This is a genomic window from Mycobacterium decipiens (assembly GCF_963853665.1).
In the GTDB taxonomy this organism is placed as follows: domain Bacteria; phylum Actinomycetota; class Actinomycetes; order Mycobacteriales; family Mycobacteriaceae; genus Mycobacterium; species Mycobacterium decipiens.
The window spans coordinates 5269511-5284644 of the sequence record NZ_OY970459.1; the positions used below are offsets into that span (position 1 = coordinate 5269511).

At 66.6% G+C, this 15134-nt stretch carries 12 protein-coding genes and 1 pseudogene; all 13 read right to left on the reverse strand.

Annotation, left to right across the window (positions count from 1 at the left end):
- Positions 1–128 precede the first annotated feature (128 nt).
- The 13 genes and pseudogenes from eccA to AADZ55_RS23340 all read right to left on the reverse strand — a co-directional run bounded on the left by eccA (position 129) and on the right by AADZ55_RS23340 (position 14977).
- Entirely contained in the window at positions 129–1988 is a 1860-nt protein-coding gene (eccA, locus tag AADZ55_RS23280) for a type VII secretion AAA-ATPase EccA (protein ID WP_119185043.1), read from the reverse strand.
- The gene (gene eccE, locus AADZ55_RS23285; RefSeq protein ID WP_085326548.1) at positions 1988–3538 is read right to left on the reverse strand and encodes a type VII secretion protein EccE; all 1551 of its coding nucleotides are present in this window, start codon (positions 3536–3538) and stop codon (positions 1988–1990) included. The genes eccA and eccE overlap by 1 nt, the downstream gene beginning before the upstream one ends.
- A complete protein-coding gene (locus AADZ55_RS23290) occupies positions 3535–5136 on the reverse strand; it encodes a S8 family serine peptidase (protein ID WP_085326590.1) in 1602 nt (533 codons plus the stop codon). The genes eccE and AADZ55_RS23290 overlap by 4 nt, the downstream gene beginning before the upstream one ends.
- A 35-nt stretch (positions 5137–5171) precedes the next feature.
- A complete protein-coding gene (gene eccD / locus AADZ55_RS23295) occupies positions 5172–6662 on the reverse strand; it encodes a type VII secretion integral membrane protein EccD (RefSeq protein WP_278248625.1) in 1491 nt (496 codons plus the stop codon).
- Positions 6662–7606: pseudogene (locus tag AADZ55_RS23300) on the reverse strand (MinD/ParA family ATP-binding protein); the annotation flags it as partial. The gene eccD and the pseudogene AADZ55_RS23300, both read right to left, overlap by 1 nt.
- 120 nt (positions 7607–7726) lie before the next feature.
- Positions 7727–8560: an ESX secretion-associated protein EspG gene (locus tag AADZ55_RS23305; protein WP_085326550.1), complete on the reverse strand. Its 834-nt coding sequence runs from the start codon at positions 8558–8560 to the stop codon at positions 7727–7729.
- Between the two features lie 61 nt (positions 8561–8621).
- Entirely contained in the window at positions 8622–8912 is a 291-nt protein-coding gene (locus tag AADZ55_RS23310) for a WXG100 family type VII secretion target (RefSeq protein ID WP_085326551.1), read from the reverse strand.
- Positions 8913–8956: 44 nt separating this feature from the next.
- Positions 8957–9280 (reverse strand): WXG100 family type VII secretion target, encoded by a 324-nt coding sequence (locus tag AADZ55_RS23315; protein ID WP_085326552.1) that lies wholly within the window; start codon positions 9278–9280, stop codon positions 8957–8959.
- 265 nt (positions 9281–9545) lie between these two features.
- Positions 9546–10055 (reverse strand): pullulanase, encoded by a 510-nt coding sequence (locus tag AADZ55_RS23320; protein WP_085326553.1) that lies wholly within the window; start codon positions 10053–10055, stop codon positions 9546–9548.
- 24 nt (positions 10056–10079) lie between these two features.
- Positions 10080–11522: a CCA tRNA nucleotidyltransferase gene (locus AADZ55_RS23325; protein WP_085326554.1), complete on the reverse strand. Its 1443-nt coding sequence runs from the start codon at positions 11520–11522 to the stop codon at positions 10080–10082.
- A gap of 94 nt (positions 11523–11616) precedes the next feature.
- A complete protein-coding gene (locus AADZ55_RS23330; protein ID WP_207569131.1) occupies positions 11617–12603 on the reverse strand; it encodes an NHL repeat-containing protein in 987 nt (328 codons plus the stop codon).
- Positions 12604–12642: 39 nt separating this feature from the next.
- Positions 12643–13710 carry a hypothetical protein gene (locus tag AADZ55_RS23335; protein WP_085326556.1) on the reverse strand — a complete coding sequence of 356 codons (1068 nt, stop codon included), beginning with the start codon at positions 13708–13710 and terminating at the stop codon, positions 12643–12645.
- A 151-nt stretch (positions 13711–13861) separates the two neighbouring features.
- Positions 13862–14977: a cystathionine gamma-lyase gene (locus tag AADZ55_RS23340; RefSeq protein WP_085326557.1), complete on the reverse strand. Its 1116-nt coding sequence runs from the start codon at positions 14975–14977 to the stop codon at positions 13862–13864.
- Positions 14978–15134: the final 157 nt, after the last annotated feature.

Genomic DNA, 15134 nt, shown 5'->3' on the forward strand with positions numbered 1-15134 from the left:
GTTGCTGCCTTGGGGCCACTCGACGGGCCTGTGTGCATTTTAGACGTACCGGCCGGGTAAACAACGCTTTGCCGCTTGGGCTGAGCTGGCGGTGAGCTCGTGGCGGGCAGTCGGCCTTGGGTTCGCGGTCAAAGCGCTATCGGCACGTGCTTTTCCGCGCAGGCATCGACCACCGCGGTGACGACATCCTGGGTGCGCAGCGCTTGCAGGTCCTCGATCGTCACCGAACCCTTCGCGCTGCGATGCTGGGCGGCCACCCGGGAGTCGCGCAGCCGCTCGGCGCGCTCGACGACGTTGCGCGCGAACCGCCCGTTGTGCATGACGTCGATGCCATGGCCGCCGTCGGGCGCCTGGTAGGCGCGCAACGTGGCACAGGCAGCGTTCAGCGCTTCGGCGGCCGCGGCTTCGATAACGGTGGCACGCGGCTTTCCGTAGCGGACCGCGATCTGGACCAGCTCGGCAGGTGTGTAGGACTCGAAGCGCAATTTGCGGTTGAACCGACCCGCCAGACCCGGGTTGACGGTGAGAAATTCATCGACTTCCTTCTCGTATCCCGCGCCGATGAAGCAGAAGTCGAACCGGTGCACTTCGAGTGCCACCAGCAGCTGGTTGACCGCCTCCATGCCGATCATGTCCGGCCGGCCGTCCTGATGCCGCTCCACCAGCGAGTAGAACTCGTCCATGAACAAAATGCGGCCCAGCGAGCGGTTGATCAGTTCGTTGGTCTTCGGACCCGAGGCCCCGATGTGTTCACCGCAGAAGTCGGCTCGCTTGACCTCGATGATCTCGGGATGACGCACGATCCCCAGGCCCGCATAGATCTTTCCCAGCGCCTCGGCGGTAGTGGTCTTTCCGGTACCGGGCGGACCGACCAACAGCATGTGGTTGGTTTGATTGGCCACCGGCAGCCCGGCCGCCAGTCGCAGCGCCCGGACCTCGATCTGGTCCTCCAGTTCGGCCACAGCCCGCTTGACTTCGGCCAACCCGACTTGATTGTCGAGCAGCGCGCGCCCCTCTTCCAGCAACTCGTTGCGCCGCTCTTCGTGCTCGGCCTCTTGGCGCTGCTGTGCGGACCGCTGGGTGCTGACGTCCCATTTGTCGGTTCGGCTGCGGATGGCTTCCTCGTCGGTGACCACCAGCTGCAGGGTGGGATCGGCCAACGCCTGCTTGGCAGGCTCGATCAGCGCGCCGTTGATCGTCGCCTTGGACAGCCACACCTGCGCCTCGTGTTCCTCCCCCAGTTGGCGATGTGCCATCCCACGCACATAGGCCAGGTCCGCCGCGATCAGCGGGAACTCGTGGGGATCGATCGCGGTGACGGCGGCGTCGACGCGGTGGCGACGCGACTCGGTTGGGCTTGGGTGTCCGGTGCGGATCTCGACCCGATCCGTCCAGTCGAGCGCGACCCGCGCCTGCCCGAGATGAGCCGCAGCATGGGCAGCAAGGGTGCTCGTCGCAGCGGTGACCGCCGCCATGATGATGGCCTGTGGGGGCAAAATGGCCGCGGCCACCGCGATGACATCCGGCCAGCGCTGCGCAGCGAACATCAGGTAGGCCTCGATGTACTGCTGCCACTGGTGATTCTCCCAGGTGTCCAGTAGCGATGAATCCGCCAGCAACGCTTCGGCTTTCCCGTACTGGCGATCGTCGATCAGGGCGCTCGCCAGCGCCAGGCCGGCGTGAGATGACTCGGTCACCGAAATCGACAGGTACGGACCGGCTTTGATGGGCGCTGATAGGCGCACACCCAATCGGTTCGTTTCGCGGTGTAGCCGAGCCCCGTACGCGTAGAGCTGCTGCACCGTCGGCAACGACTCTTCGCCCGCGGCGATCCGGCCGAGCCAGGCGTCGGCCATCGACGGGTCGATCTCGGTGGCTTCCCGGAACCGCGCCCCGGCCGCGGCGGCATCGGTGTCCAACAATGCCATCGCCTGATCGAACCGCTTGCGCGCAGCGGCCGTTGCGGTGCCGGTGGTCCTGTTGGTCATCAGGGCCTGGCCGCCGGTTCGAGCTCAGAGCCACGCAGCGTCGTCGGTTCGGACGATACGTAGCGGTTCTCGGCCCGGAACAACTCAACCTCCACCGTGTGCACCTGACCCGCTGCCGCAACCGTCACCGTGGCCGGACCTGTCTGTGTGATAAGCACATTGACGTTGCCCCGGCATGGCACATCCGGTTCGCCGACGGAGATCAAGGTGTTTGGACGTGGTGCCGGCGTGAGGGTACCGTCCACCACGCTCACCGTCGTGCCCGCGAGCGGCTTGGGCTGATCGCTCACCACGATATCGGGCATCCGAACGCTGGCCCACCGCTGCACGTTTCGAGTGTGCACCGTAATTCGCTCGCCTGCCCCGGCCATACGAACCACAATGCGCTTGGCCAACGAATCGTCCGCGGCAATGTGCACGCGGCTGCACTCCCCCGGGTCGTCCAATGGCAACAACAACCGGTTGCCGGCACCGACCTTGCCGAGCAGCACACCCGACGGCCCGATCGGAATGACCAGCGGCCCGGTCAAAGCCCCACGGCGAATGCCCCGCAACGACGGCGTGGGCCCACACAGGTTGGCCGCGACGGCCTGGGCTTGCTCGCCGGGCAACGCCTGCAGCATCATGCTCGGCGGAGCTGTCGGCGGTTGTGCGCTGCGCACCGTCACGGTGGCGGTGGCGGTGGCAGCGGCAAGATCGGGGCCAAAAAGTGTGATGTTCTGCATGATCCCGTCGGCGCGAGCCGACCAGGCTTGGGCCAACTTCTCCGCGGTGACGTCTGCTGGCCGGTACCAGTAGGTCGTCAACCACCCGCTCTCACCGCGTACCGAACGCCAACGCCGATTGCGTAGATCCAGTGCGGATCTGCCCAGTCGCCGCTCCATCTCGACGATGTCGGTGGCGGTCGCAACTTTCGCGCGGATCCCTCGTTGGCGCATAGCCGCACTGATCCGCTGCGCTGCTGCCAGGGTCGCGGCCCCGACCGAGGTGCGCCACTGCAGCGCCTCGGCGTTGTCGAGGGCACAGATTCGTATGATGAGCCAGGTTTCCCGCTGACCGGCATAGGGTGGCGTGCCGATCAGCGTGTCATAGACCCGTGGGTAGTCACCGACGCTGCGCCGCCTGGCCCCGGCGCTGACCACGCTGAGCGAATCCACCTTGAGACCGAGGCTGTGCTGCAGCAGTGGAAGCAAATCCGCGATATCGAAGGCGTTTTCGGTGTGTGTTGAGGTTGAACCGGTGAATAACGTTGGTGTATGCGACTTCCCGAGCAGCTGCACGGCGGCCACCGCGACACCGTCCTGGAATCGAACTCCGCCGCCAGCGCGGTCGTTGGCCACCGTCAGGGGGTCAGTCCAGTCGATCGGCCTTCCCTGCCGACACCACAGGATGAGCCACGACCACAGCGGCTGACCCCACCACGGGACCACACCGGCGACCACTGCGATTGCCAACCCGACTGCGGCATAACGGCATCCGCCGACCGTCCAGCCGACCAGGACCGAAACCAAGATGCCGACGATGATCGCCAGCTTAGTCGCGGCGGTCATCGTTCCCGCCGCACGCGGGAGATCAGCGACGCCGCCGCGACTGCCGCCGCAACTACGCCGGCGAATACCAACGCGACAGTGCGGGCACGGTGGTCCGGCGGTGGCGGGGGCGCGGCCGGGGTAATCAGCCGGCTCTGCGCACCGGGTGGAAGTCGTTGCGCCGCAGGCACATCAAACGTCAACGCAGCCACCGGGTCGACCACGCCGTAGCCGACTTGATTATCAACTCCGCGCGGGGGGTTGTGCGCGGTCTGCAGAATCCGGTTGATGATCTGATGAGCGGACAGCCCCGGATATTTGGCCCGCACCAACGCCGCCACCCCGCTGACATAGGCGGCAGAGAAACTCGTGCCCCAGATCGGCATGTTCTTGTCGCCCGGGTGGATCGGTGGATAGGCGTTTACCGGTCCCCCGGTTGCCGGGGACAACCCCATGATGCCGACTCCAGGTGCCGCGGCCGACACCCAGGGCCCGGCCAGGCTCTTACCAATCGGTGCACCCGTATTGTCCACCGCACCCACCGATAGCACGTAGTCGGAGAACACCGACGGCGATGACACGGTTCTGACTTGATGCCAATCGCGGGGATCCGACGTGTTCAACGGGTCGAATGACGGGTTCTGGGCGCAGCCATCCTCGCTGTCGTTGCCGGCCGCGGCCACAACCACCGCGTCTTTCACGGTGGCGGCATACCAGACAGCGGCGCCGAGGGCGCCTTGATCGAGTGGGTCCGCGGCCGACACGCAGGATGTCACGCTGATATTGATCACCTTGGCGCCCATGTTGGCGGCGTGCACGATTGCGCTGGCAAGCGACGCGATCGAACCCGCCTTCTTGCGCACCTCCATGTCGCCGGGCGCGGGGTTAGCCGGTTCGTAGGCCCGCGATGATTGGCGGATTGACATGATCACCGCGTGTGGCGCGACACCGACGACTCCGTCGGGTGCACCCAGCGGCGGGGGCGGCACCTCGGAATCGTCGGTTGGGCCCGAGCCGGGCTCCCCCGGTGCGTTGGACGGCTCGTCTGGCGGTGGTGGCGGCGCCGGCTTGGTTTCGGTGACCGTCACCGGGGCCGGCGGCGGCGGCGGTGCTGGCGGTGGCGGTGGTCCCCCAGGAGGTGGTGGCGCCGCGTCGGTCGCCGGCGGCCCCGCCGGTGGCGGGAAGGCGGGCGCGCTCGGCATCGGGGCGGGCATCGGGCTGCCTTGCGGGGCAGCGCCGATCACCGACGCCACGATGGTGCCGTGGGCGTCGCAGTCCAACAACCCGTCGCCGCCCATGATGTAGTCACCGCCGGCGACCACCGGCAGCCGCGGACCGGGGTTGATCCCGGTGTCGATGATGGCGACCGGCACCCCGTTGCCAGTCGAATATTGCCAGGCCTTGCTGATGTCGAGCATCGCGAAGCCCGGTGCGGTGACCGCGACATTCGGGTCGGCGACCGTAATCGTCCGCGCGCAAATGTTGCTCTGCCGCATCGGCTGGTCCGGGCCTGGTTTGCCATCTGCCGGTACCCGCCCGGGATCGACACTTGGTGGCGGAATCGCCTGTGCCGCGGGAAGGCTCGTCGGCAGCGCGATAAGTGCGCACGCCAGTGCCATGGCGGGGATCCGGCGGGCCGCAACAGCAATCCGGTTCACCGCATACGCACCCAGGTGAACAGCCCGCCGATCCAGGCAGCCAGCGGGAGCGCCGCGATAATTGCTGCTATCTCTAGCCATTCGGCGGCCATCCGCACCAGCGGGGTGAACCGGGTGATCGGCACCAGCAGCGCGGCCACTAGGCCCGCGCCGCCGAATGCGGCCAGTATCAGTGCCCCCCACACCATCGAATGCCCGCCTGCAGGCTGGTGCACAACATATTTGACGACGCCGGCGCATGTCGCCGCCGCGGCACCGCACACCAGCGCCACAGCCTGGCGCTTATCGGCGAACGCCCTGCCACGGCTGATGAAGATCACCACAAAGAGCCCGGCCAGCACCGCGGCCGCGGTCCCGCGGTCGCGCCCCGGTAGCAGGGTGGCCCACACCCCGGCCGGGAGCGCCAGTCCGGCGCCCCAGCAGATTCCGGTGAGCACCTCGTTGGCGCGTACCGCAGCAGCGGCGATCCGCGCCCCCCGCGGGGTGGTATCGGGATTGACGTCCTCGTCGGTCGCCTCGTCGACCGGAGCGACCGCATCAGCCGGCAGGCCTGCGCTACGACGGAACAGATCCCGCCCGGTGATGGATCCGAAGTACGGGGGCCGGATCCGGGCGACCCAAAGTGCGATCGTCGGGGCCAGGGTCAGCACCAGCAGCAGCGCGACCAGGGTGCACATCCCAAGCCATTGGGCAGGAATCGGCCACCACATTCGGGCCGCCGCGACCGTCCCGCCAAGTCCGCACAGGGTCACGACCGTCGCCGCTATCGGGATATGGCGGCGCATCGCCGTGGCCATTCCGCACGTCAGCACCGCGGCCGCCAAGGCGGCGATGAACAGGTGCGCTGATCCGAGCTTCCCGGGCGCGCTGCCGGCAAGGCTTGCCGCGAGCAATGGCACCGCGATCCAGCCGAGTCCGTCGAGCATGTCGCCGCGATGCGGCCACCAACGCCACACCACGCCCGCACCACCGGCGGCCAACAGCCCGGCAACGCCGGTCACGAGGCCGGGCCCCAGAGCGTCGCTGCAGCTGCGTTCGCGCACCGCCAACCCGAGCGCCGTCACCGCAACCATCGCCAGAATGACCAGCGCCGTGTGGGCCGCGGTTTGCACCGTGACCGGTTCGAACAGCCTCTTCCCGATCCGAGCCAGTCCGGTGGACAACGACTCGTACTGTGGTTCAAACGATTCGCCGTCCACCGCGGGCACCAGAACCAGCGTCGCCCCGTCCTCGACGCCGAGTTCGTCGAGCGTCTTGGTGACATCCAGCCGCACACCGTTGGCCTTGTGCAGCTCGTATCCGGTGCCGGGCTGCAGCCCGCTGAAGCCCCGGCGCTTGAGTTCGTCGTTGAGCAACTCCACGACGTCGTCGATGAAAACCTCGATCGGCACCGACGCCGGATATACCTGTGAGACGAGGTGTTCTCCACATACGACGGCCACCGCACACCGTGGCGGAAACGACACCTTACCCAACAACGTTGTCACTAACGCGGCCGATCGGCATCTGGAGTGTATTTATCCGCCAGCGCCGCGGTGATCTCGAATAGCCGCAGCCGGGTTCTCCCCCTCAACTCGTGCCGTGTGTCAATTATCCCGCCCCTTGCGAGATACGGATCGTAGGGCATGAATTCGACAGTCGCCCCGGACTGTCCGAATCGTTCGGTAAGATATGCGCGCGCATCACGATCGTATTTATTCCGGCTGTCGTTGAGAATGACGGTGCTGCGGGACACCAACTCGTGATACCCCATCGACCGCAGCAGGTCGATCGCACGCGTCACCGGCAGCGAGGTATCGGCAGTCAACCCCGACACGAAAACCAATGTGTCGCACGCATCGAGCACCGCCTTCATCACCGGGTGCTCCAGGTCATCGGAGGTGTCGACCACCATGACGGTGTGCGTACGACGCAGCCGCGACAGCACACCGGTGAACATCGACGGCACTAGCGGCCGCGGTTGGTCCGATGCCCGGTTTCCGGCCAGTACATCGAGTCCAATACTGTTCTGCCCCAAGTGCTCTCGGATATCCGCGTAGCCCTGCACGTCGGTATCGTTCAGCACGGCCGAGTAGTCGCCCGGTGGGGACTCATCGATCCGCCCGGCCAGCGTTCCGAAGCCGGGCGCTGCATCGATGGCGACTACATTCTCGGGCCGACACTCCCGAAAGGCGGCGCCGATGCATGCGGTGAGCGTGGTCTTGCCGACACCACCTTTTCCCGAGACCACCCCGATGATGTATTGCTTTCGGATATGGCGCCGGATCCGCTCCTGCAATTCTCGGTAATGCCTTTCGGCAGGCGATTCCCCTAGATTGATGGTCCGGAAAGACGTCCCGTAGATGAACTTTCGCCAGCCCGAGCCGGGAGGGATCTTGCGAGGCGCGACCATATCGGATATCCGTAATGTTCCGGATACGGAATCCTGGTGCTGATAGCGCGCAGCGTGCGCTTCTCGCCGCGTCACTTCATTTTGCTCGGAAATACTGGATGACGCCTTCCACGGATTTGTCACGCCGCCCCTGCTATCATTTTCGTGATACCCTCTCGACTACACAACTTTTCGGTACGAATGCCATTCTTGGTCGGCGGGTAGGCGCCGCACCAAATGGTTGATGGCGGAAGCGATGTTGCTCTTGGTACCGGGGGCGACGATCATCCATTTTTTGCCTGCGGACGATACGTTCTCGGCGACCAGTCGTCCCTGGGGAATGTCAATGATCGCCACCGCGGTTTCCTCGATGTGGGTCTGGCCGCATCGGGCCGTGTGCACCCCGGACTGGATCGCGACGATCGAGGCTTGCGCTGATCGGCTGGGGTCTGCGGCCAGCCCGAGCATCCGCAGCTGATCGGTCGCTAGCCGTTGATCGGCCAGGAAGGTGCCCAGTGTGTGCTGATCGGTCGCGGCTGCGCGCATGGCATCCGCGTCCAGCGTGACCGGCCGCAACGGCGCGGGCGGGTGCACGCCACACAGCCGCTCGATCTGTGCGTTGAGCACCGTCCTGGCCGTCCCTTCGGCGCTGGCGGTTCCGGCTCCGCTCACGCGGATCAGATCCGCGGACCGCTCCATCACCACCCACCATTGCGCGAACCTGGCGAGCAGCGCCCGCGCGGGTTCGTCCTGAGCAGGCATGCACAGCTGCATGAACAACGCGACATCGCGGCGGGAGAGGACGGTTAGCCATTCCACCACAGCGCTATCCACCGCGTCCGACTCGTCGATCGCCCCGACGGCCCGCAGTTCGGCCGTCACCGGGTGTTCGAGTGCCAGCCGCTTGGGTTCGACGCTGGGCAGGTGGGGCCGCAGCCCTAGCTCTGGAGCCACGGTTTCGATACCGGTAAGCACCTGCAGGGCCCATAGGCCGTCCACTGTGGTGGTTAACACGTTGTCCTCGACATGCCGCGGGGCGCACGCGATGCGTGCGCCCCTCCTAGGCCTACCCGCCCTAGATGAAGGCCTGCTGGATCTGCATGTCGGTTGCCTGGGCACTCTCGGCCGTGTTGTTCACGACGTGGCTGTGCTGGCTGACCGTCTGGATCAAGCCTTCCAGTCCGTGCAGCATCTGCTGCTGGGCGTCGAAGAAGGCGGTAGCACCCGTGCCCTGGAAGAACTCGGCGAGCGCTTGGGTGCGCTGTCGGATGTCGTCGTGAATTTCCATCAACACCGCTGCCCGCTGCCCGACATCGGAGGCAAAGCCGGTAACCGCAGCGTAGTTGTAGGTAATTTGATCTGACATATCCGTAATCCCCTTGTCGGTCCGTGGGTTGGGAGTGACTGCGCTTAGCCGGTCTGGCTTCCGCCGAACAGGCCCGTGAAGCCATGGGCCGCATCGGCTTCGTGGTTCTCCATCAGCACGGCCGCCCGGCCAAGCCCGTGCGCGAGGCGCTGACCACCAGTCATAACTTGCTGGAGATCGTGGTTGATCTGTTCTGCCGTCACCAGCGAACTGGTGCTCGCGCCCCCGCTCCACGACGCCGCCCCGACGACATTCTCGTGACTGCTTAGGTACTCGTTGGCCACCGCGGTGGCGTGCTGCAGGGCTGATTCGATCGCTTGCTGCGTGCTCCGCAGCAATTCCGGCGTGACAACGGTCGCCTTTGCCATTTACATCCCCTTCACTTACTCGGGCTTCCCGGGCTGGGTTATCGCGTCAAGCTAAACCAGCTGTGGTCAGCTGTCACTTCACTTCCCCCCATCCGCGCCCGGCCGAGCAGGCTGTTCAGCAGTGCACAACAGAACTGCCCGCGTGTCATACGGTAACCCAAACAGGCTGCAAGACAAGGGGAAAGGGACAGAATGTGCATTACCGGGCTGGTCGGTGCCCGAGGAGCGGGCCTCGCTGGTGGTTAGCAAGTGGGTGGTCTTGCGTTCACAAGTTGCTGGCGCCGTCAGCGGCGCCGTCGCCGTTGGTGTCGGTTAGCCGTACGTTCCATCGACCGTCGCCGTCGGTGTCGACGTATCCGGTCACGCCGTCCTCGCCGGCGCACACCACCCGGTCGGCGACGCCGTTGCCGTCGGCATCGAGCAATTGGTCATCGAGGTGGCCCTGCCCGTCAAAGTCAACCAACGGACCGCCGGAGTGCTCGGCGCCGTCGAGCCCGAACCAGCGCAGTTGTCCGCCCCGGTCGACGGCGACCGCCCAGGTCCCCGATCCGTCGTCGGTGAAGTAACTTTCGTAGGTGCCGTCGTTGTCGAGGTCGAGAACGGCATGGTCGGCCATCCCGTCACCGTCGAAATCCGCCAGCGCGTCATCGTGCAGGCCGTCGCCGTCGAAATCCAGGCCGACCGCATCCAACCGGCCGTCACCGTCGAGGTCAAGGTCGGGTGGGCGGTTCCACATGTCAGCCGTGCCGTCGTCCCCGCTCAAGCAGTACTCCACGACTGGTGTGACGGTCCGCCCCGGCTAGCGGTTCCCCCGTTCTTTCCACCAGGCCAGCAGCTCGGCGGTGGCTTCCTCGGTGCTCAACGGCCCGCGGTCCATGCGCAGCTCTTTCAGATAGCGCCACGCCTCGCCGACTTGCGGGCCCGCCGGAACGCCGAGCAGTGCCATGATCTGGTTGCCGTCCAGGTCGGGGCGCACCCGATCCAGGTCCTCTTGGGCGGCCAGTTCGGCGATACGCGCCTCTAGCTGGTCATAGTTGGCCCGCAGCCGAGCGGCCCGGCGCTTATTGCGGGTGGTGCAGTCGGCGCGCACCAGCTTGTGTAGCCGCGGCAGCAAGGGTCCGGCGTCGGTGACGTAGCGACGCACCGCGGAGTCGGTCCACTTCCCGTCGCCGTAGCCGTGGAACCGCAGGTGCAGATACACCAGCTGCGAGACGTCGTCGATCATCTGCTTGGCGTACTTCAGCGCCCGCATCCGCTTGCGCACCATTTTGGCGCCGACCACCTCGTGGTGGTGAAAGCTCACTCCGCCGTTGGGTTCGTGGCGTCGGGTAGCCGGCTTGCCGATGTCATGCAGCAGCGCCGCCCAGCGCAACACCAGATCGGGGCCGTCGTCCTCCAACGCGATCGCCTGGCGCAGCACGGTCAGCGAATGCTGGTAGACGTCCTTGTGCTGGTGGTGTTCGTCGATGGCCATCCGCATGCCACCGACCTCGGGCAGCACCACTTCCCCCATCTCGGTCTGCACCAGCAGGTCGATACCGGCGACCGGGTCGTCGCCGAGCAGCAGCTTGTCCAGCTCGGCGGCCACCCGTTCGGCACTGATCCGGGCCAGCTGCGGTGCCATGTCTTCGATTGCCTTGCGCACCCCCGGCGCCACGGTGAAGCCGAGCTGCGAAACGAACCGCGCGGCGCGCAGCATTCGCAGCGGGTCATCTCCGAAGGACATCGCCGGTGCCGCCGGGGTGTCCAGCACCCGGGCCCGCAGCGCCGCCAAACCGCCGAGCGGATCCAGGAATTCGCCCGGCCCGGTCGGCGTGACACGCACGGCCATCGCGTTCGCGGTGAAATCGCGGCGCACCAGATCCTCGTCGAGGCGGTGACCGAAACGTACCTCCGGATTCCGCGATACCTGGTCGTAGGTGTCGGCGCGGAACGTGGTGATCTCCAGGCGGTAGCCGCCCGTGCCGACGCCGACGGTGCCGAACTCGATCCCGGTGTCCCACACCGCATCGGCGAGTGGCCGCACGATCTTCTGCACCTGCTCGGGACGGGCGTCGGTGGTGAAGTCCAGGTCGGGGCTCAGCCGGCCCAGCGCGGCATCCCGCACCGAACCGCCGACCAGATACAACTCGTGACCCGCGGCAGCGAACGCCGACCCGAGCCCCCGCAGGACGACGGCATGCCTGTTCAAGGCGACCGCGGCGGCGGTCAGCAGGTCGGCTTCCTGCGCGGCATCAGGCACGTTCGATCAGCCTAATGGGAATCGATCGGCGGGCCGCTGAGGGGCTGTGTCCAGAGTCCAGCCCTCGGCGTTGGCCGGGTGGTCGCGCAACACGTCAGGTTGGGAGTGGCTCCAGTTCGTAACCCGCCGGCAGTTTCAATACCTGATTGCGGAAGTCGACCACGTAGACGTCACCGTCTTCGGCCACCGCCACACCGTATGGGCAGAAAAGCCCGCTGAAAGGCAGCTCGGACACGGCGTTCGAGCTGGCCGCCAGCATCAGCACCCGATTGTTGTTCAAGTCCGTGACGAAGACGTTGTTGCCGTGGTCCACCGCGACGCTATTGGGAAAGTCGAGCCCGGTGAACGGCAGGCCGACCGGAGTGGTTGTCCCCGCGGCCAGCTTCAGCACACGGTTGTTGCCGGCGTCGGCGACGTAGACCGCGCCGGCCCCGTCCACGGCCAGACCGTATGGGTTCTTGAGTCCGGTGAACGGCAGCTCGGCGGGGGTATCCGAACCGACGGGCAGCTTCAATACCTGGTTGGTGTCATAGTCGGCGAGGTAGACATTGCCGCTGCCGTCCACCGCCACATCATGCGGTTCGCCAAGATCGGTGAACGGAAGCCGGCTCGGGGTATCGGAGCCAGCGGGTAGTTTCAGCACCCGGTCGTTGTTTTGGTCGACGACATAGAGGTTGCGGTCGCTGTCCAGCGCCAAACCGGTTGGCCGGTTAAGGCCGGTGAACGGCAAGATGTTTGGGTCTTCGGCATCGGGCGCCAGCTCGAGCACCCGGTTGTTGCTCGAGTCGGCGACAAAAGCGTTGCCCATGCTGTCGACCGCGACCCCCTCGGGATGCGTGACGGCGAGCGGCAGCACGACCTGGCTAGGTGAGGGTGGGGCACCCGGCCGCGCGGTCTGCCTGGACGCGGCCGGCCCGGACGCCGCCCGCCCACGGGGCCCGAGGGGCCCAAGGGGAACGTATCCGGCGATTCCGAGGATCGCGATGATGACGCCAACGCAACACCCGATGGCTAGCGCTGCCGTACGTCGGCTCCGCGGCGCATCGGACTGGGCGGGCCGGCCGGACTCGATGTCACTCATAAGAGGATTCCTTTACTAGCCGAGGTGGACTGACGACCGCTATGTCCGGATCAGCCGACGTTGCTGAATCGGATTGGGTAAGCACTTGCGCAGTTGCCGGTGACCTGTGCGACGGGTCCGCCGCGCGTAGCGCTGCCACGACGGCGATCGCGTTGAGGCCGAGCAGGACCAGCACTGGCCAGGTGGCGCTGGTGTGTTCGGCGATCGCGCCCAGCACGACGCCGGCCAGCGCCGCCGCGAGCGCCGCGGCCGCCGAAGTGAACCCCACCACATCGGTCGGTCGTGTTCCCCGGCCAGCTCGCCTATCCACTCGATGCTCGCGGCGTAGACAGCCTGGTCGGCAGCCGCGGCGAGTAGAAACATCAACCCCTGAACCCACGGTTGTAACCACAGGCCGGTGGCGTGGGCCAGCACGCAGATCCCGGCGGCGCTCAGGGCCATCAACGCACTGCCGACGAGCATTCCCCGCACCCCCGCCCGGCGATGAACGAACCGCCACAATATTGAGCCGATCAGCAGCCCCGTGGTGGTGCAGACGACCACCGCCGGCACGCTGTCCGTCCGGTCGGCGCTTCCGGTCGGAACATGTAGGGCGTAGAACGTCGCGCCTAGGGTTATCGGCACGAACAGCAGCTGCGTGCTCGCATATCGACGAAACCGCCGGTCCGAACCCAGAACACGCACGCCCCGGCGAACGATGTCACCGAGCCGCGGAATGGCGGCGGTCGTATGGGCTGAAACGGGGCCGACGAACAAAGTGGCGGCGGCGGCGGCGATCATGCCCGCCGCGCCCAACCACAATACCGGCGCATCGCCATCCTCGACAGCCCGCGCCGACAACGCAGGTATCACCAGAAACGTTGCGGCGACGATGATTACGGCGCTGACCGCATACTCGGTCAGGATCATCGGGCTGCGGCGCCGCAGCGGCAGCTTGGCTGATACCAGTTCGCGGTGAGCACCGTCGGAGATTCCCTTCGCGCCGCCCAGCGCGCCGTCTTGGACGTCGGCCGGTCGCCAGGGTAGGTCTTCCAGCACCGCGGCGGTTCCACGTGGACCTGCACCGCCAGAAGCGGGCGGATGGCGATCGGTGTACATCTGAGCCATATTTGTAACGCTAGCGGCGGGCGACCTCCGCTACCTCCGCCGATCGGACGGTTTGCCGACGACGGACGTGTCCCATGATCGGGGGACCCAGCGCTGCGGGCTGTCCTCGATTTGCGGCGGCAGGCAATCCTCGAGCTGCCCGTGCCAGCTACTAGCGCCGGTTTCCCCCGAGCGCGCGTTCGACGTCGGCGAGCAGATCATCGGTGTCCTCGATGCCTACCGCAATGCGTGCAAAGCCGTCGCCGACCGGGTCCCCCCAGCGAGCCCGGCGATCTACCGACGTGTGGATCCCGCCGAAGCTGGTGGCTGCGATGAGCAGCTCGCTGCGCTGCACCAGAGCGTGCACGGCCGCGGCGTCGGCCAGCTCGACCGACACCAAGCCGCCGAACCTGCGCATCTGCGCGGCCGCTGCCGGATACGCGGGATCCCCGACCAGTCCCGGATAGCGCACGGCCCGTACGCCCGGATGGCCCCGCAGCATCGTCGCTAGAGCCTGCGCGTTGCGGCATTGGCGGTCGTAGCGCAATCCGGCGCTGCCCAGGCTGCGCAGCACCAACCATGCCTCGAACGCACCCAGGATCGCACCGGCGAGTATCCGCTGGCGTTCCACGGCGGCCATCAACTCGGGCTGGTTGCCGGCCACGTAACCGGCCAGCAGGTCGCTGTGACCGGACAGGGCTTTGCTGGCGCTGGCCACCACCAGGTCAGCACCCAGCGACAGCGGCTGCTGGCCCAGCGGCGTTGCCGTGGTGTTATCCACGATCAGACGAGCACCGCGATCGTGGCAGATCGCGGCCAACCGGTACAGATCGACCACATCCAGACCCGGATTGGTGGGAGTTTCGGCCAGCACCACGTCGGCACCCGCGGAGACGTCGCAGATCTGCGAACTCGCCGCCTCGACAACCTTCACCCCGACGGGCACCAGGTGCTCGACGGCATAGCGGCGTACCTGGTAGTAGCCGTCGGCGGGCACCACCAACACTGACCCGGGTTGGGTCAGCGCCCGCAGTGCGGCGCCGATGGCCGCCATGCCGGAGCCGAACACCAACGCCCCGGCCGCGCCCTCGAGTTCGGCGAGCGCCGATTCCAGATGTCGCCAGGTCGGATTGGAGCTGCGCCCGTAGGTGTCCAGGTCGGCGGTGTCGTCGGCCGGCAAGTGGTAGGTGGACGCCAAAACCGGGTGTGGCGCCACCGGCTGGCCCGGGATGGCCAGCGACCTGGTCGCTTTCAGGCTGCGAGTGGAATCGCCATACCGACTGGTCATCGGCGTTCACGCCACGGTAATGAATGAATGCCCAGCTCCACCGTCCCAGCCTTACTCACATGGGTAGCCGCCCGACGCGACCCGGTTTCCGCTACCGTGGCAAAGGCTACCGAGCGCCGCGCAGGGATACCGACGCGGACTCAGCCGAATCGCTGCA